We start from the raw sequence: 18,049 nt of genomic DNA, 5'->3' as shown, positions 1-18,049 counted from the left end.
GCAACCGGTCAAAGCCTCGCACGCAAGTTTTGACCCTGAAAAAAATCAGTCGAGCGGGCGGTCCTGGCGGCTGCCGATCTCGATCAGTTTCTGATATTCCTTGTTGCTCAGATCGCGTTGAAAGAAGTTGATCGGGTTTACGTGCTCCCCCTTGAACAACACTTCATAATGCAAGTGTGCCGCCACCGAGTTTCCGGTGCTGCCCACATACCCGATCACCTGGCCGCGCTTCACGACATCGCCCACCTTCACCGCAAAAGCGGACATGTGCGCATACCGGGTTTCAAAATTATAGTGATGGTTGATGTACACGACGTTTCCGTACGAGCTCGAAGTATAGGCCATGATCACCTTGCCGTCGCCGGTGGCATAGATCGGTGTGCCCGAAGGTGCCGAGAAATCCAGACCCTTGTGATCAATGTATTTGTGGAAGATCGGATGGAAACGCGAGCCGTAGGTAAGGTGAAGCTGATCGAGCTGTTTGTTGCTGATGGGCTGAATGGCGGGGCGCGAAGACCAGGCTTCCAGCTTTTCATTCACCATCGCCTTCAGTTTGTCGTACGATTGAACTTCGACGTCCAACTGGTGTTTAAGGTTTTGCACAGCGCTATAGCTGTTCAACACGACCGGAAAGTCGCCCAATACTTCTTTGTCGAGCTTGATGCTGCCACCCACACCCGCCTGACGCTCGCTGGGCTGCAACGGCTCCGCGTCCAGGATAACACGGTAGTTGTGGTCGTCTTTTTCAATCAGCTGCTGCAGCTCGGCCGTCGCCTTGCGCGTACGGTTCTCGAGTACCTGCCATTGCACCTTCAGTGCGTGGTTCCTTTCTTGCAGAATGATCTCATCGATCGAGCCCACGTTGAGTACATAGCCGTAGTAGGCGGCCAGGGCCAGCGTCAGCGACGCGCTGAAATAAGTCGCGTACCGTCTCCACCGGGCCTTGCCTTTCAGACGCCAGGGCTCGTACCGGCACGTCTCAGCGTTGTATTGATATTGAATGCGTGCCATTAATCGAGCGACTGGTTTTGTTTCTTGCTGCGTTCAAGCAGTTGGTTATGTTGCTTGGTCGTCATGTTCTCGATAAAATATAATACCGGGTCGACGTGCTCGCCATCGCGGATCACCTCGTAATGCAGGTGCGGGGCGATCGAGCCGCCGCTATTGCCAACGGTACCGATGGTGGTGCCCTTGGAAACCTGCTGTCCGGTCTTTACATGAATTTCTTCCAGGTGAGCGTAGCGCGTGGACAGGCCGTTGCCGTGATCGATCACGATCGAGTTGCCATATCCCGCCTGCAGTTCGCTCTTGTTAATGCCGCTGACGTGCCCGCCCGCCGTAGCGCGTACTGCCGTGCCGCGCGGCGCGACCAGATCCACACCGGGGTGTAAGTATAGACCCTTGTGAAAAGGGTTGACGCGTTTGCCAAACCCCGACACCAGCGCGTCCGGATTTGCCTCGTCCAGCGGCTGAATGGAAGGCAGCGAAGTAAGCAAAGCGATATCGTCAGGCGCTACATGAATGCTCTCACCAAAAGCGCGGTTGGTCCCCGCTGACTTGGCCGACAATTCGGCCGAGCGGTCGCTGATCACCTTCAGCAACGAACGGAACCCGGAAGCATCCGCGACAAGAACGTCTTCTTTGTGCACCGACGGCAGCGCCGTACCGGTTTCCGGTGGAGGAGTATTAAAAAGCTTGGTATACAGATCCTTCTCCTGCGAGCGCAGCGTAGCGAGCGTCGCCTCGATCGTCTCCAGGTTCTCCTCCAGCTGCGGTTTGTTTTCCTTTAACGTCTTATTCTCAGCGCGTAAGGAGCGCTCATAGTCGGTCTCGACAAAGCGGTTGTGTAAAAATACGATCGCCGTAAAGAGCAGGGCAGACAACGATAAGATACTGAATACAGCCCCCAGAGCACCTTGCCACGTGACGCGCGCGCGTTCATATTGGCAGGTCTTCGGGTTGTAGATGTACTTCGGATGGTTCATGTGATTCGAGAAGAGGTGCTTATCAGCAGGTCGTGGAACGCCAGAAAAAATTCTCCGATACCTGCTTAATCTCTGTCATCTGCGGTTAATTTTGTGATTTTCCGTTCCGAACTTTGTCGGATCAACGGGCTAATATAGTAAAAAACACATAGTTGCAAGCTTAAAACAACGCATCAGGCAATGGATTCGGGTTCGATCAGACGTAAGTTTCTGGAGTTTTTTGAGAAAAAAGGCCACACAATCGTGCCTTCAGCACCCCTGGTATTGAAGAACGATCCCACACTTTTGTTTACAAATTCGGGCATGGTCCAGTTTAAGGACTACTTCCTGGGCAACGCCCAGCCGAAAAGCCGCCGCGTGGCCGATACCCAGAAGTGTCTGCGCGTCAGCGGTAAGCACAATGACCTGGAAGAAGTGGGCATTGACACCTATCACCACACCATGTTCGAGATGCTCGGCAACTGGTCGTTTGGTGACTACTTTAAAAAGGAGGCTATTGCATGGTCGTGGGAATTGCTGACGGAAGAATACAAGCTTCCCAAAGATCGCCTCTATGTCACTGTGTTTGAAGGTGATGCCAAGGAAAACCTGCCGTTCGACCAGGATGCTTACAATTTTTGGAAAGAACACATAGCCGAAGACCACATCCTGCGCGGCAATAAAAAGGACAACTTCTGGGAAATGGGCGAAACCGGTCCGTGTGGGCCGTGCTCGGAGATCCACGTAGACCTGCGTTCCGAAGAAGAGGTGCAAAAACTGCCTGGTAAAGAGCTCGTTAATCAAAGCCACCCCCAGGTGATCGAAATTTGGAACAACGTGTTCATGGAGTTCAACCGCAAAGCCGACAAGTCCTTGGAGCGGCTGCCGGCACAGCACGTCGACACCGGTATGGGCTTTGAACGCTTGTGCATGGCCATCCAGAAAAAGACATCGAACTACGACACCGACGTGTTCACACCCCTGCTGAGCTTCATTGGCCAGGCCGCGGGCGTAACCTATAAGGATAGCGAGAAGACCGATATCGCCATGCGGGTCATTGCCGACCACGTGCGAGCGGTGGCATTCGCCATTGCTGACGGGCAACTCCCCTCGAATACAGGAGCAGGATATGTCATTCGTCGCATCTTGCGTCGTGCCGTACGTTATGGCTTCACATTCCTGAATTTTAAAGAGCCGTTTATTTATAAACTGGTACCGGTGCTCGGCAACCAGTTAAAAGATGTATTCCCGGAGCTGGAATCGCAAAAAGAATACGTCGGCAAAGTGATCTTCGAAGAAGAGACATCCTTCCTGCGTACATTGGAAAAAGGTCTGAAGCGTCTCGACGCGATCCAGGCCGAGTTGAAAGGTCAGGTCATCTCCGGTCCGCTGGCGTTTGAGCTGTACGATACATTCGGTTTCCCCATCGACCTGACGTCGCTCATCGCACGCGAGCGTGGCCTGTCCGTAGACGAAGACGGTTTCAAAGCTGAGATGGAAAAACAAAAGTCACGTTCCAAAGCCGATGCGGCAAAAGAGACCGGCGACTGGATCACCGTCGGCACGGACGTAAAGCCCGAGTTTATCGGCTACGACAATCTGGAAGCAGACGTGCGCATCGTGCGTTACCGCAAGATCAAACAGAAAAATAAAGAGCTGTTCCAACTGGTGTTTGATCGCACACCGTTCTATGCCGAAAGCGGCGGCCAGGTAGGAGACACCGGCTATATTGAAAGCGTCAACGAGAAAGTATATATACACGACACCCGCAAAGAGAACGAGCTCATCGTGCACTTTGCCGAGACGCTGCCCGAAAACCTGCAGGCATCTTTCCACGCGCAGGTCGACAGGCAAAAGCGTCAGCTGAGCATGGATAACCACTCCGCTACACACTTACTACACGCCGCCCTGCGCCAGGTGCTCGGCAAGCACGTCGAGCAGAAAGGCTCGTTGGTGAACGACCGCATGCTGCGCTTCGACTTCTCGCACTTCGCTGCGATGACCGCGGAAGAAATTCAAAAGGTCGAGCAGATCGTCAACCAGAAGATCCGTGAGAACATCGCGCTGGACGAGCGACGCAACGTACCCATCGACGACGCTAAGAAGCTGGGCGCAATGGCATTGTTCGGCGAGAAGTATGGCGATTTTGTGCGCGTGATCACTTTCGATCCGAAATTCTCCGTCGAGCTTTGTGGCGGTACGCACGTACCCGCTACCGGCCAGATCGGCTTGTGTAAGATCGTATCCGAAAGCTCCGTGGCCGCCGGCGTACGACGCATCGAAGCGATCACAGCCGACGAGGCTGAGCGCTATGTAACCGAGTCGCTCGGGCTGCTCGACCAGGTACGCGAGCTGCTCAAAAATCCCAAAGACCTGTTGGCGTCGGCCAAAGGCCTGTTGGAAGAAAAGCATGCCCTGGAGAAGAAGCTCGAAGCCTTCCAGCAGGAACAGGCCAATCAGTTGAAGGACAAACTGGCGTCGCGTGCGCAGCAGGTCAACGGCTACCACCTCATTCTCGAGAAAGTTTCCGTTCCCAGCGCAGACGCCCTGAAGAATATCGCCTATGGCTTGCGTAACCAGTTCGACGATTTGTTACTGGTATTGGCGGCCGACGTCGAAGGCAAACCCCAGGTAGCCGTCATGCTCGGCGAGAAGCTCGCCGGCACCAATCGTTACCATGCCGGCAACATGGTGAAAGAACTTGCCAGGGAGATCGGCGGTGGGGGCGGCGGACAACCCTTTTTTGCTACCGCTGGCGGAAAGAACCTCGATGGGTTAGATGCCGTGCTGGAAAAAGCGCGTAAATTGATCCAGTAAGAGCCCATACGCGTAAAAAACAACATTGTCAGCTTTGAGAGATTAACACATGAACAATTCCCTTCGCGAAAAATACACCCTGGTGATCGGCCTGGAAGTACACGCCCAGCTGTTGACCAAGAGCAAAATATACAATACCGATTCGACCGAGTTCGGCGCCATGCCCAATACCAACGTGGGCGTGATCACACTGGCCCACCCGGGCACCTTGCCGCGGCTCAACAAGCGTGTGGTGGAATATGCCATGAAGATGGGCCTGGCCTGTCATTCCAGCATCACCCGGTTTAACATCTTTGACCGTAAGAACTACTTCTACCCCGACCTTCCGAAAGGTTACCAGATTACACAAGACAGAACACCCATCTGTAAAGGGGGGCACGTTACCATCACGACCAAAGATAAAGGCGATATGGATGTCCGCCTGAACCGCATCCACATCGAAGAAGATGCCGGCAAGTCCATGCACTTGGCTGCTGAGACGGACACACTCGTAGATTTTAACCGTGCCGGCGTGCCGCTGATCGAGATCGTAAGCGAGCCTGACATGCGTACTTCCGACGAAGCCTATGCATTCCTGACAGAAGTACGGAAGCTGGTGCGTTACCTCGACATCTGCGACGGCAACATGGAAGAAGGTTCGCTGCGCTGTGACGCCAACATTTCGGTGATGCTGAAAGGATCGACGGTGTTTGGTAAAAAGGTAGAAGTAAAAAACATGAACTCTATCCGCAACGTGCAGCGCGCCATTGAGCACGAATACGATCGCCAGATCGGGATGCTGGAGCGCGGCGAGACCATCATATCAGAGACGCGCACGTTCGATGCCGGCGACGGCAAGACCTACGGCATGCGTACAAAGGAAGAGCTGAACGACTATCGCTATTTCCCCGATCCGGATTTGAGCCCTATGAAAGTGTCCGACAGCTGGCTTGCTGAGATTCAGGCATCAATGCCCGCGCTGCCACGCGACCTGTATCAAAAATACGTAACGTCTTATGGATTGCCGGATTACGATGCGCAGGTATTGACCGACAGCAAAGATGTAGCGCTGTATTTTGAGGAAGTGATTAAGCTGACGAAGAACTACAAAGCCGCATCCAACTGGGTAATGGGCCCCATAAAATCTTATCTCAACGAGCTTACCCTGTCGGCCGACGAGTTTCCGTTGTCTCCGAAGATCATAGCGGAGATAATTGCGTTAATAGATGACGGGAAGATCAACTTTGCGACAGCTTCGCAACGCGTGTTCCCCGAACTCTTGAAGAATCCGGGAAAGACAGCGCTGGAGGTAGCCCAACAGCTGAACGTCATCCAGGATAGTAACCAGGATTCGATCCTGCCTATTGTTGAGCAGGTCATCAAAGAGTTTCCGTTGAAAGTAGAAGAATATAAGAACGGCAAGAAAGGTATCATCTCCATGTTTATGGGAGAGGTAATGAAGCGAAGCAAAGGCAAAGCCGACCCGAAAGTAGCGACCCAATTGTTAACCAAGAAACTGGAAGAAATATGAACGTAGCACATCGATACCTCCCGTCACGCAACCCGTTGCGCAGCTTCTGGAGCCGGCTCAATGCCCTCAGCTTTATGATGCTGGTGCTGGGCTTTTCCTGCTCGTCGACAAGCAAAGAGGAATCCGCGGCCGATGAAGCCACCGCCGAAGGCTGGACAGTCGTGGTCAGTGGCAAAGTGGGCTACCCCCAGGCAGGAGGAAAGATCACCATTCAGGAATTGAACGCGTCGGGAGCCCCCGGATGGCAGGACACCATTCAGCTCAAGAGCAACTATACATACTCGAAGACCGTCAAGCTGTCGGCACCCGGGTATTACAAGCTGACATTCTTCGACCGTCAGCAAGTGGACTTCATACTCTTTAAGAGCAACGTACAGATCAACGTAGACGGCAACGATCCGCGGGGCTTTGTGGAGATCAAAGGCTCGCCCGAGATCGACGTCATCCGTCAGGCTCAGAACATCATGGCCGAAGCTGAACGCTCACCGGTCATCGTCAAGCTGAACGAAGACTTTACCGCGGCCGTACAAGCGAAGGATGACGCGAAGATCGCGCAGATCCAAACGACCTATCAGCAGGAAATAGCCAAGACGCACGAGAAGCTGGCAGAATATCTGCGCAGCCAACCCGCGTCGCTGGGCACCATCAACCTGTTGCAGAGCAATGTGCTGGACAAGGATCAGTATATGTCGACCTACGTCGCCGTGGCGGAAAAACTGAAAAAAGAATGGCCGCAGTATACCGTGGCAAAAGACTTTGTCAGCATGGTAGACCGCATGAAGGTATTGTCGATCGGTCAGGTAGCACCCGAAATTGCACTGCCGGACACAACGGGCAAGGTAGTGAAGCTCTCATCCCTCAAAGGTAAATATGTACTCGTAGACTTCTGGGCAAAATGGTGCGGTCCTTGCCGCCAGGAAAACCCCAACGTCGTACGGGCCTTCCATAAATTTAAAGACCAGGGCTTCACCGTCTTCGGCGTGTCGCTGGACCGTAACAAGAAAGACTGGGTTCAGGCCATCAAGCAAGACGGCCTGGCGTGGACACACGTGTCCGACCTGAAGTACTGGCAGTCCGAAGCGGCGAAGACATATAACATCACCGGCATACCGTTCTCGCTGTTGCTCGATCCCGATGGCAAGATCATCGCCAAGAACTTGCGAGGCGCCGCCCTGGACAATAAACTGAACGAGATCTTTGCAAAAAAATAGCACAAGCATGGTCCGTGCGCTGCTGGCGCTGGCGACAGGTGCCATGGTCGTGGCATCGTGTACGATGCGCGAAGAGAAGAAAGAGGAGAAGGTCCCCGTCGCCTATACCATGACAACCTTCCGGCTCGAGTCGGCCGGAGGTTGCGCTACCGACTCGACGGCGTGTGCCTCCTATGAAATAGATTATCCGATGTTTACCGGATTGGACTCGACCGTGAACGCCATCATCTCTAAACGCATTCTTCAAACGGCCGACATGGGCAACCCCGAGCAACGGGGTAAGACCATGCAAGCGGTAGCCCAGGACTTTATTCAGGACTTCGAAAAGTTTATGAAAGAGTTTCCCGATCCATCCGGTGGATGGTACTACGGCGCAACCGTATCGGTCGTGTTGCTGAATGATACCCTGCTAACCCTCGCCACACAGGACGAGTACTTCACCGGCGGAGCGCACGGCGGCGGCGGTAAATATTTCATCAACGTCGACCCGCGCAACGGCCGCGACATAACACTGGATGACTTCCTGAAGCCAGGCTATGAGGCTGCGCTGACAACGCTCGGCGAGCAAGCCTTCCGCCACGCACGCGAAATGGCCGACACCACGTCGTTTCAACAGCAGGCGTTTGACTTCCCCGACAACAAATTCCAGCTGAATAAGAACTACGGATTCACACCAGACGGCATTACATTTTATTACAACAGTTACGAGGTAGCCTCCTATGCCGCCGGTCCCACAGAGATCCACATACCATACACCGCACTCACGGCCTGGCGGAAGTAGTCGCCCGGCTCGTCGAGTTCTTGAGCACCAGCAACGATGTCTTTCCGGAAGCCCATTGTTGGATCAGCGATCGCGGTACACCGGTGTCAAAATCCAGGGCACCGACCAATAGATCCTGATAGCCGTCACGGTTCAGGTCCGTTGTTTCCATCGTGATCCATCGGCCGTCGGCAGCGAGGGGAGTAGTATAGGCCTGAAAGTTGTCCCCCGTATTTTCATAATACACAAATCCCTGCTCAGGATATTTTCGGAAGTCGGGAAAGAATGAAATGGCGGCGATATCGAGGTCGCCATCCCGGTCGAAGTCTTGCGTGCTGGTTTGAAACGCTCCATGGAGCGGTAAGAAGAAAGACTCCGTAAACCGGTTCGTGCCGTCATTCAGAAACAAGCGCACACCGTGATAAGGCTTGAGAATAGGGGAGTAGTCCGCGTTGTCACCATTGCTATAGATGATGTCAGGATGTTGATCGTGGTTAAAATCGACTAACTCGAAGAAGCTGCTGCCATATACCGGCGGAAAGCGAAGCAACGTCGTGACACGAAACGTAAATTGACCGTAATTAAGCAACAAGACAACACGCTCGTCGCCCTGCGTCAGGAGCGCGGCGATGTCAAGCAGACCGTTGTGGTCGAAGTCGTACAGAATGGTTTTTCGGGCCCCCGCACCGGTCGCCAATACATGTTTTTGAAAAGTACCGTCGTCGCGGCCTTCATACGCCAGGAGTGCGCCCGTGTGGTTTCCAAACGCGCAGATCAGGTAGTCCGGGCGCCCGTCCGCATTCAGGTCGGTCTGTTGAAAGTGTACCGGGCGCTGCAGCGAATCGATCAGCCCATGTGCCGTCCCCGTGTCGGGCAGCACCCACACCTGCCCCCGGGTGGCGTCATTGGGATCCATAATGCCCATGGAGAGGAACGTACGTTGGTGGTCGCCGGCGAGCATAGCAGACGGTGGACCGGGCAAGCTCAACGTATCCTGCATCACCAGGTCTTCCGTCAGCGTATATACCTTCGATAAACGCGTGCCGACAAAAAGTTGATGGTGCGAGGTGTCCGCCAGGATCATCGTGATGAGCGGTGGCGTCGGCAGCGAATAACGCGTGGCGTCGAACTGTCGCAGCGGCTGGGTAGCCAGAGCAGGGGGCAGCGTAAGCGAGTCGGGCGCGTGCCGTTGATAGTACGCCTTGATATGATCGAACTCTTCTTCCGACAGCATCGGCTTGTCGGGCAGAATGCGCATCAGCGCGTTGCGTTCGTCCTCATCCAGTTGAACGAGCTGGTTCATGCTCTCGAACCCCATCCGCATCCCCATCGCCGGCATGATCCGCGATGCCCACAACGCTTTGGGTAACAGCTCCGGCGCGGGGTAAGCATGGCAGCTGCCGCAATACTGGCGCGCCAGGCGCTCGTCGCGGTGTTCGGTCGTTTCGCAGGCCAGCGGTAACAAACCGCAGCCGATACTGATCAATGCGGCGGGTAGGAGCCGGGTGATAAAACGCTGGGACACTAGCGGGCGCTGGTAAAACTGTAGGCAATCAGGTTGGCGCCCATCCGCAGGGCCTGTTGCCGCTTTTCTTCCGGATCGTTGTGGATCCTGCGGTCTTCCCAACCGTTGCCCAGATCACACTCGTACGAATAAAACACCACTAAGCGACCTTCGTAGATCAGGCCAAAACCCTGGGCGGGTTTCGCATCGTGCTCGTGGATCTTTGGCAGCCCGCGCGGAAAGTTGAACTTCTGATGATAGATGGCATGATCGAACGGAAGCTCGACCAGCTCGAGTTCCGGAAACACTTTTTTAAGCTCCAGCCGGATAAACTTGTCCAGGCCGTAATTGTCATCGATGTGCAGAAATCCCCCGCCGGCAAGGTACTTGCGCAGGTTGGCGGCGTCGGCTTCTGAAAACACAACGTTGCCGTGCCCGGTCATGTACACGTACGGGTACAAAAAGATATCACGGCTGCCCGCTTCTACCACGTCTTCCTCCGGAGCCAACGCAGTGCCTAATTCCTGGTTGCAGAATTTTATGAGGTTGGGCAGGGCGGTTTTATTGGCATACCAGTCACCGCCACCGGAATATTTCAGTTTGGCAATCTTTACTGCGATCTGTCCGTTACTGATCAACGGCAGCGCCAACAGGAAATACAGAAAAACACGATATCTTACACTTCGTTTTACCATGGTACGCTTTTCGTAGGCACTGATCTCAGGTTACTTTTTGCCTTTCAAGCGTTTAAAATAAGCAACTACGCGATATGACCAAAAGACCCCTCAAGATTCATCAGCTTTTTCTGGTCGGCAGCCTCCTGGTAACCGCCGGCTTGCTGGAAGCGTGTAAAGACGAGATCGTAGGCCGGGCCGACCTGGAAGCCGTACCCGAAGAAGCCCTGACCGAATCCTTCTACCAGGATCTGGACGACCTGAGCAGTGTGGCGTTGAAAGAGCCCTCAGACAAGCAATATGCCGGCGGCCGTACCGCCGTAACCATCACCGTCGACGACGACCGCTTCGATTGCGACGGTGTCGTAGTCACCGTACAGCCCGCCACCGGTTCCACCCCGCAAAACCCCAAAGGGATTATTACCGTCGACTTTGGTACAACCGGCTGCGCCGACCCGCGCGGCGTCCTCCGGCAAGGAAAACTGCATATCGCCTATACCGGTCGCCGCTTCATGCCCGATTCCGAAGTCATTATCACCCCCGAGAACTACTCCGTCAGCGGCGTAAAGATCGAAGGCGTCCGTACATCGGTGAACGTCTCCGCCAGCACGGAGGCCGCGCCCGCGTTCCACGTAACCCTGGCCAATGGCCGCGCCACATTCCCGGACGGCAGCACGATGACCCGCACATCCGACATCACCTGGACCTGGAACCGTGGCGAAAATCCCCTGAATGACGAGCGTGTCGTCTCCGCCGGCAGCACCGCCGGCGGCACTACCCGCACCGGTGTGGCCTACTCCGTATCCGTAGAAGAAGACCTCGTCTACACCCGTACCTGTCTGATCGCCGTAGAAGGCACCAAAGACTACGTAATCGACAACACCAAAGACATCTCCGTAGATTATGGCTACGAAGACTGTAACCAGGTAAGCATTACCGCCAACCGCATCACCAAAGGCGTAAAGGTCTACTAGGGCCGTTGACGATGTAGGAACGACCATCACCCACCTTTACAGCGACCTTATAGCGACCATACAGTGACCTTACAGCGACCTTATAGCGACCATACAGTGACCTTACAGCGACCTTATAGCGATATTCAGCCATAGCAAAGCCATCCATAAGCCAGGGATAAGCCGGGGCAACGTTATGGCAAACCTATAGCGACCCTTTAAAATCAAGCGCTGTGCTGACAATTTCAACGCTCTGACTTTTTGCGCCAGCAAAAAAGCTAAAGGGTAGTAGGGGCGTAGCCCCTACACACGTCAGCGCCTGGCGCGAGTCTGAGCGAAGCGGAGACTTGTGCCTACCATGGGGGCAGTCTCCCGACTGCCCAACGGTACCGTCGTAACCTGCACAACCATACAATCACCCCGGCCACATCACGCCTATGCCCATTCCAACAATACACCGAAATAGAATGTAATCCTTTCCCACCCGCACCCCCGGTCGTATATTGCGCATTCTTGACAGACAATCCCTATGAAGCAATACCTCGACCTGATGCGCGATATCCTCGAGAACGGCGCGAAGAAGACGGACAGAACCGGCACAGGCACATTATCGGTTTTCGGCCGCCAGCTGCGGTTTGATCTTTCCGAGGGATTTCCGCTGGTAACGACCAAAAAGCTTCACCTGCGCTCCATCATACACGAGCTGCTCTGGTTCCTGAAAGGTGACACCAACATCAAGTACCTGAACGACAACAAAGTAACGATCTGGGATGAGTGGGCAGACGAGAACGGCGAGCTTGGCCCCGTCTACGGCAGCCAATGGCGCAGCTGGCCGGCACCCGACGGCCGCCGCATCGACCAGATCTCACAGCTCATGCAGCAGCTCAGGCAAAAACCCGACTCGCGCCGGCACATTGTAAGCGCCTGGAATCCCGCCGAAGTCGACCAAATGGCCCTGCCGCCTTGCCACGCCCTCTTTCAGTTCTACGTGGCCGACGGCAAGCTCTCGTGCCAGCTATACCAACGCAGCGCCGACTTCTTCCTGGGTGTGCCCTTTAATATTGCTTCCTATGCATTGCTCACCGAAATGATCGCCCAGCAATGCGACCTGCAGCCCGGCGACTTTGTCTGGACCGGCGGTGACGTGCATTTGTATACCAACCACCTGGAACAGGCCCGACTGCAGCTCACACGCACCCCGCTACCGCTGCCCAGGCTCAGGATCGCCCGCAAGCCGGCCTCGATCTTCGACTACGTCTTCGAAGATTTCGAGATCGTCGACTACCAGGCACACCCCGCCATCAAAGCACCCGTGGCTGTTTAAACATAGAAACCCGGTACCTTACACCGAATGTAAATCCGGGAAATTCCACGAACCTTTTTGCGCAGATCTCACGTTATAACCGTAATCGAAAACGATTGCGGAATGAAGTGGTTATGCATTGCCTTCCTGATTTTCACACTGCCTGAGGATGTTCCCTACAGAGCCGGCGATGATTTTGAAGCCAGGTTAAAGTTTGAGCTCAAACCACGACACGCAGCACCCCTCGCGCAAAGCTATAGCAGCCTCCGGTCAGACATCCAGCAAGCACCGTCATTATTACCTTTCTTAACAGTCGATTTTAAAGTGCTCCGGCTTTATCCTGGCGAGGTACGCGTGCGGGTGGAGGACGGCATGGGCGAGACCGTAATGTCGCGCAAAGTGACCGAAGGCATGGCACTGCCGCTGACATTGGGATTTACCGACGACCTGAAAGGCCACCCCGACGGCTACGCATATTCCATCTACTTCATGACCCGGGACCGTGAGGTCACCAGCCGGGTAGTGATCTTCTTTGAAGAGAATGGTATTTTCCGGATCAACGGCGAACCCCGGGGCAAAATATAACCGCTTCTATAAATAACATTTCATTAACAACGCTTCCGCGTGGATCGTAGCATCTTGCTTTCGTATTTTTGAGCCTTTGGTCCAATCATATTCCACCGAATGAAGCGACTTATAGTTATCTTTTTCCTTTTACCGGTCTCCGTCTTTTCCCAACAGCAACCCGATGCGTCCCGCATACACCAGCGTTTAAAAAAGCTGGGCGTGCTGACCTCGGTATTGTATATGGCGGCGCACCCCGACGATGAGAACACACGCGTGATCACCTACTTCGCCAACGACCGCCTGGCCACCACGGCATACCTGTCATTAACACGCGGCGACGGCGGCCAGAACCTGATCGGTTCCGAGATACGCGACCAGTTAGGCGTGCTGCGCACGCAGGAATTACTCGCCGCACGCCGCATTGACGGCGGGCAGCAGTTCTTTTCCCGTGCCAACGACTTCGGCTTTTCCAAATCGCCCAAAGAGACCTTCAAGATCTGGGGCGAAGAAGAGATCCTTTCCGACGTCGTGACGATCGTCCGGCAATATCAGCCCGATGTCATCATCACACGTTTCCCGCCCGACGAACGTGCCGGCCACGGTCACCATACCGCATCGGCTATACTTGCCGAGAAAGGGTTTGATGCCGCCGCCCGGGCCGATCAATATCCCGGGCAGGGACCCTGGCAGGTAAAACGTTTATATACCAATACCGGTCGCTGGTGGAATACATCCATCAACGAAAATACACCCGGCGTCATCACGCTGCCGGTAGGAGGGTATAGCCCGCTGCTCGGCATGTCGTACACCGAGATCGCCGCCATCAGTCGCAGCCAGCATCGCAGCCAGGGCTTTGGCTCGGCCGGCACCCGCGGCGATCAGCCGGAGTATCTGGAGTATGTAAAAGGCCAGCGTGCCGAAAAAGATATACTCGAAGGCATCAATACAACCTGGACCCGCCTGCCAGGCGGCGAACGCATTCAGCCATTGGTCGACAAAGCCATCGCAAGCTTCCGGCACGAAGCACCGGCGGAAAGTCTACCCGCATTACTGCAGATCCGCCAGGAGATCCTGAAGCTATCGCCCGGCGTGTGGCGCGACCGCAAGTTGGACGAAGTAGAACAGCTCGTTCAGGATTGCCTCGGGTTATATGTCGACGCGACTGCCAATACCTATCAGTCTGCTACCGGCCAGTCCGTGCGGACCACGCTCGAGCTGGTAAACCGTTCCTCGGCGGCGGTATCGGTCGTACGCATCGTCGCGCGCGGCCTCGGCCTTGACTCGACGTGCTCCATACCGTTGAAGAACAATGCGCAGGTAAATATCAAAACAACGAAGACCGTGAAAACACGCGAGTTCTCGTCGCCCTACTGGTTGTCAGAGCCACACGGCATCGGCCGTTTTACCGTGCAAGACCCGCGGTTGATCGGCCAGGCAGAAAATCCGCCCGCTGTCAGCGTCTCCGTCATGTATACTGTCGGTGGACAGGTGTTCACGATCACGCGTCCATTGAGCTATAAATGGACCGACCCTTCCCGGGGAGAATTGTCGCGGCCGTTCCAGGTGGTGCCGCCCGTGGTGGTCACGCTGAGCAACTCCGTGCTGATCTTTCCCGATACAGTATCGCGTACCGTAAACGTTACGCTGGTAGCGACCGGCAACGGCACCGTGCAGGGCGCCTTACGCCTCGAGGCCCCCGCCGGGTGGAAGATTACCCCCGGCAGCATTCCCTTTAAGCTCGCATTCCGGGGCGAAGAACAGGTAGTATCATTCCGCGTGTCGCCGTCGTCCGTCGAGGAAACGCAAACACTGAAAGCCTTTGCCGTAGTCGACAAAGCCGGCACGTTTGACCGCAGCCTGCAGAGCATCCAATACGATCATATACCGACACAAACACTGCTGCCACGCGCCGAAGCCCGGCTCGTACGCGTGGCGTTAAAGAAGAACGGATCGGTAGTAGGATACATCAAAGGCGCGGGAGATGATATCCCCACCGCGTTGCGCGTCATGGGCTACGATGTACTCGAACTGAAGCACGAAGAGATCACACCCGACAACCTGCGTCGCCTCGATGCGGTAGTATTGGGCATCCGCGCCTGGAATACACAAGAGCGTCTCAAATTCTACATGCCCGTACTCTTACAGTATGTACAACAAGGCGGAGCATTGATCACCCAATATAACACACCGGGAAACATAGATGCCAGCGTGCTCGCACCGTATCCGCTGACGATCTCCCGCGACCGGGTGACCGAAGAAGATGCCGTGGTCACCATCCTCAGACCCGACCACCGCGTCATGCAAACACCGAACAAGATCACCCAGGCCGACTTCGCCGGCTGGGTGCAGGAGCGGGGCCTGTATTTTCCCAATCCCTGGGATCAACGCTATGAGGCGATCCTGTCCATGAATGATACCGGCGAATCGTCCCCGAAGAACGGAAGCCTCCTCGTGGCGCAATATGGCAACGGGTATTTTGTATATACCGGCCTGTCGTTCTTCCGCGAGCTGCCCGAAGGCGTGCCCGGCGCATACCGCCTGTTTGCCAACCTGGTCTCCCTGGGCAAGAAGCCCGCGGCGCCGGTAGCCGGCAAAGGATCCAAACGAAAGAAACAAAAATAATCCGTTACGATCATGAGCCCCACCACGCCGGATAGACCCCCGGTATTTAAACATTGGCGCACCTGGTACTGGCTGGTACTCGGTGTACTCGCCATCCAGATCCTGGTATATTCCTGGCTAACCCGGTTGTTCCTATGAATACGCTCGACTGGTGCATCTTATTCGGCACGCTGCTATCCATCGTGCTCTACGGCACATGGAAGACCCGGGGTAATAAGAACATTGATGGATACCTGAAAGGCGACAACAGCATGCGCTGGTGGATGATGGGCGTATCCATCATGGCCACGCAAGCCAGTGCCATCACGTTCTTGTCCACACCCGGGCAAGCCATCGAAGACGGCATGCGCTTTTTGCAATTCTACTTCGGACTGCCCATCGCCATGGTCATCATTTCCATTACCATGGTGCCCATCTACTACAAGCTTAAAGTATTTACCGCCTACGAATATCTCGAAAGCCGGTTCGACCTGAAGACACGCCTGCTCGCCGCCATCCTGTTCCTGATCTTACGAGGGCTTTCGGCGGGCATTACACTGTTCGCGCCGGCGTTGGTGCTGTCGACCATTCTCGGGTGGCCCACACCGTTCACAACGATGCTGATCGGCGGTTTCGTGATTATCTATGTCACCGCCGGGGGCACAAAAGCCGTCAGCCTGACGCAGCGTCAGCAGATGGCCGTCATCATGGGCGGCATGATCCTCGCAGGCATCCTGGCCTATACCATGCTGCCCAAACAGGTCTCCTTCACCGACACCGTAAAACTGGCAGGCTCGTTGGGACGAATGAACATCATTAATACCGAGTTCAACCTCAACGATCGTTACAACATCTGGTCCGGTCTTATTGCCGGTACCTTTTTGTTCCTCTCGTATTTCGGCACAGACCAATCACAAGTATCGCGGTACCTCACGGGTACCTCCATCACCGAGAGCCGCCTCGGGCTGATCTTCAATGGACTGTTAAAGATCCCGATGCAGTTTATGATCCTCTTCATCGGAGTATTGGTCTTTGTATTTTATCTCTTTAATCAACCCCCCGTATTTCACAACGTCGTGTTGAAAGAGCGGGCCATGCAGACACCGCAGGGGCGGCAGCTGCAAGCCTACGAGCAGCAATACGATGTGCTGTACGCAGAAAAACGTCAATCGGTCGACCGCCTCGTAGAGGCCATTCATCACGACGACGACGCGCAGGTAAACGTGCTCAAAGAAGAAGTCAAAGGGCTCGAAGCCCGCGAACGCGTGCTGCGCGACTCGGTGCGGGCAACGATCGCTACGGCCGTGCCCGGCGCCAAAGTACAGGACCGCGACTATATCTTCCTGAACTTCGTGTTACAACACTTGCCGAACGGCATCATCGGCCTGCTGCTGGCCGTGATCTTTTCAGCAGCCATGTCGTCCATGGCAGGCGAATTGAACGCCCTGGCCTCTACCACGACCGTCGACATCTATAAACGCTCGTTAAAAGCAGAAGCCAGCGCAAAACACTACCTGCGCGCATCGCAGGGTTTCACCGTGTTGTGGGCACTCCTGGCCATGGTCTTTGCCATGCTGGCAACCTTCGCCGAAAACCTTATTCAGTTTGTAAACATTGTAGGCTCCTTATTCTATGGCACCATCCTGGGCATCTTCCTCACAGCATTTTATCTGAAGCGCGTACAGGCAAACGCAGTGTTCTGGGCGGCGATCATTGCCGAAGGCGTGGTGTTGTTCTGCTATTATAGCTTCCGCGAAGAAATAGCCTTTCTATTATATAATGTGATCGGCTGCGGCGTCGTGATCATTCTTTCCCTTATTTTTCAGGTATTCGCAAAACGTACACATTCGGCGTAATAGCCGGTGTGTACGTTGTGTTCTCCACGGCGCTCATTATAAATGTATAGCATACCCAATAAGGCACCTGAAAAATAAGGTTTAGACGTTGCCACTTATAAAATTTTCAAACGCATACGTGTAGAATCCAAAAATAAGTGCCGCGTTGTACGGGATATATAGTTTATTTTTTATTACTTCACACACGTGATTCGATCGTTAGAACAAACCACCAGCTGTTAATTAGATCTTCTTGAATCACAACATACCGGTCTTTTTTTTAAAGATGTGTTAGACTACGTGCGGCGAGATCAGAGAGTCCGAAGAGCCCGGTCTTGAGTAGACTTTAT

Annotated in this window: 14 protein-coding genes; 10 read left to right on the top strand and 4 right to left on the bottom strand. The window is 54.6% G+C overall.

Going from position 1 to position 18,049, the window contains the following annotated elements; all coding sequences use genetic code 11:
* Positions 1-45: 45 nt before the first annotated feature.
* On the bottom strand, positions 46-1,011 hold the full coding sequence (locus tag KK078_RS08400) for a M23 family metallopeptidase (RefSeq protein WP_254089810.1): 966 nt from the start codon (positions 1,009-1,011) through the stop codon (positions 46-48).
* Positions 1,011-1,985: a M23 family metallopeptidase gene (locus KK078_RS08395; RefSeq protein ID WP_254089809.1), complete on the bottom strand. Its 975-nt coding sequence runs from the start codon at positions 1,983-1,985 to the stop codon at positions 1,011-1,013. Before KK078_RS08395 ends, KK078_RS08400 begins: the two co-directional genes overlap by 1 nt.
* Positions 1,986-2,165: 180 nt before the next feature.
* Here KK078_RS08395 and alaS point away from each other — a divergent pair, with 180 nt between their 5' ends.
* The 4 genes from alaS to KK078_RS08375 are packed head-to-tail and all read left to right on the top strand — an operon-like array spanning position 2,166 to position 8,283.
* Positions 2,166-4,781 (top strand): alanine--tRNA ligase, encoded by a 2,616-nt coding sequence (alaS, locus tag KK078_RS08390; RefSeq protein WP_254089808.1) that lies wholly within the window; start codon positions 2,166-2,168, stop codon positions 4,779-4,781.
* 49 nt (positions 4,782-4,830) lie between these two features.
* Positions 4,831-6,291: an Asp-tRNA(Asn)/Glu-tRNA(Gln) amidotransferase subunit GatB gene (gene gatB, locus KK078_RS08385; protein ID WP_254089807.1), complete on the top strand. Its 1,461-nt coding sequence runs from the start codon at positions 4,831-4,833 to the stop codon at positions 6,289-6,291.
* Entirely contained in the window at positions 6,288-7,502 is a 1,215-nt protein-coding gene (locus KK078_RS08380) for a peroxiredoxin family protein (protein WP_254089806.1), read from the top strand. Before gatB ends, KK078_RS08380 begins: the two co-directional genes overlap by 4 nt.
* A 7-nt stretch (positions 7,503-7,509) precedes the next feature.
* Positions 7,510-8,283 (top strand): DUF3298 and DUF4163 domain-containing protein, encoded by a 774-nt coding sequence (locus KK078_RS08375; protein ID WP_254089805.1) that lies wholly within the window; start codon positions 7,510-7,512, stop codon positions 8,281-8,283.
* Here the strand turns inward: KK078_RS08375 and KK078_RS30635 are convergent.
* Both KK078_RS30635 and KK078_RS08365 read right to left on the bottom strand, forming a co-directional pair.
* Complete coding sequence (locus KK078_RS30635; protein ID WP_254089804.1) at positions 8,264-9,787, bottom strand: FG-GAP-like repeat-containing protein; 1,524 nt, start codon at positions 9,785-9,787, stop codon at positions 8,264-8,266. The two genes, KK078_RS08375 and KK078_RS30635, sit on opposite strands and share 20 nt — an antisense overlap.
* Positions 9,787-10,461 carry a DUF4159 domain-containing protein gene (locus KK078_RS08365; RefSeq protein ID WP_254089803.1) on the bottom strand — a complete coding sequence of 225 codons (675 nt, stop codon included), beginning with the start codon at positions 10,459-10,461 and terminating at the stop codon, positions 9,787-9,789. Before KK078_RS08365 ends, KK078_RS30635 begins: the two co-directional genes overlap by 1 nt.
* A gap of 74 nt (positions 10,462-10,535) precedes the next feature.
* Here KK078_RS08365 and KK078_RS08360 point away from each other — a divergent pair, with 74 nt between their 5' ends.
* The 6 genes from KK078_RS08360 to KK078_RS08340 all read left to right on the top strand — a co-directional run bounded on the left by KK078_RS08360 (position 10,536) and on the right by KK078_RS08340 (position 17,720).
* A complete protein-coding gene (locus tag KK078_RS08360; RefSeq protein ID WP_254089802.1) occupies positions 10,536-11,414 on the top strand; it encodes a hypothetical protein in 879 nt (292 codons plus the stop codon).
* Positions 11,415-11,922: 508 nt separating this feature from the next.
* On the top strand, positions 11,923-12,717 hold the full coding sequence (thyA, locus tag KK078_RS08355) for a thymidylate synthase (RefSeq protein WP_254089801.1): 795 nt from the start codon (positions 11,923-11,925) through the stop codon (positions 12,715-12,717).
* Positions 12,718-12,819: 102 nt separating this feature from the next.
* On the top strand, positions 12,820-13,281 hold the full coding sequence (locus tag KK078_RS08350; protein ID WP_254089800.1) for a hypothetical protein: 462 nt from the start codon (positions 12,820-12,822) through the stop codon (positions 13,279-13,281).
* A 99-nt stretch (positions 13,282-13,380) separates the two neighbouring features.
* Positions 13,381-15,885 (top strand): PIG-L family deacetylase, encoded by a 2,505-nt coding sequence (locus tag KK078_RS08345; protein WP_254089799.1) that lies wholly within the window; start codon positions 13,381-13,383, stop codon positions 15,883-15,885.
* Positions 15,886-15,897: 12 nt separating this feature from the next.
* A complete protein-coding gene (locus KK078_RS30410; RefSeq protein WP_262898624.1) occupies positions 15,898-16,023 on the top strand; it encodes a hypothetical protein in 126 nt (41 codons plus the stop codon).
* Positions 16,020-17,720: a sodium:solute symporter gene (locus tag KK078_RS08340; RefSeq protein WP_254089798.1), complete on the top strand. Its 1,701-nt coding sequence runs from the start codon at positions 16,020-16,022 to the stop codon at positions 17,718-17,720. Before KK078_RS30410 ends, KK078_RS08340 begins: the two co-directional genes overlap by 4 nt.
* Positions 17,721-18,049: the final 329 nt, after the last annotated feature.

The organism is Dawidia soli (assembly GCF_018598185.1).
GTDB lineage: Bacteria > Bacteroidota > Bacteroidia > Cytophagales > Cyclobacteriaceae > Ohtaekwangia > Ohtaekwangia soli.
This window is presented reverse-complemented; position numbering and strand designations above follow the sequence as displayed.

Coding starts and splice junctions, on each gene's coding strand:
- KK078_RS08400 (WP_254089810.1), bottom strand. CDS start 1,011: ATGGCACGCATTCAATATCAATACAACGCTGAGACGTGCCGGTACGAG.
- KK078_RS08395 (WP_254089809.1), bottom strand. CDS start 1,985: ATGAACCATCCGAAGTACATCTACAACCCGAAGACCTGCCAATATGAA.
- KK078_RS08380 (WP_254089806.1), top strand. CDS start 6,288: ATGAACGTAGCACATCGATACCTCCCGTCACGCAACCCGTTGCGCAGC.
- KK078_RS08340 (WP_254089798.1), top strand. CDS start 16,020: ATGAATACGCTCGACTGGTGCATCTTATTCGGCACGCTGCTATCCATC.
- KK078_RS08375 (WP_254089805.1), top strand. CDS start 7,510: ATGGTCCGTGCGCTGCTGGCGCTGGCGACAGGTGCCATGGTCGTGGCA.
- KK078_RS08360 (WP_254089802.1), top strand. CDS start 10,536: ATGACCAAAAGACCCCTCAAGATTCATCAGCTTTTTCTGGTCGGCAGC.
- KK078_RS30410 (WP_262898624.1), top strand. CDS start 15,898: ATGAGCCCCACCACGCCGGATAGACCCCCGGTATTTAAACATTGGCGC.
- KK078_RS08345 (WP_254089799.1), top strand. CDS start 13,381: ATGAAGCGACTTATAGTTATCTTTTTCCTTTTACCGGTCTCCGTCTTT.
- KK078_RS08365 (WP_254089803.1), bottom strand. CDS start 10,461: ATGGTAAAACGAAGTGTAAGATATCGTGTTTTTCTGTATTTCCTGTTG.
- alaS (WP_254089808.1), top strand. CDS start 2,166: ATGGATTCGGGTTCGATCAGACGTAAGTTTCTGGAGTTTTTTGAGAAA.
- gatB (WP_254089807.1), top strand. CDS start 4,831: ATGAACAATTCCCTTCGCGAAAAATACACCCTGGTGATCGGCCTGGAA.
- KK078_RS08350 (WP_254089800.1), top strand. CDS start 12,820: ATGAAGTGGTTATGCATTGCCTTCCTGATTTTCACACTGCCTGAGGAT.
- thyA (WP_254089801.1), top strand. CDS start 11,923: ATGAAGCAATACCTCGACCTGATGCGCGATATCCTCGAGAACGGCGCG.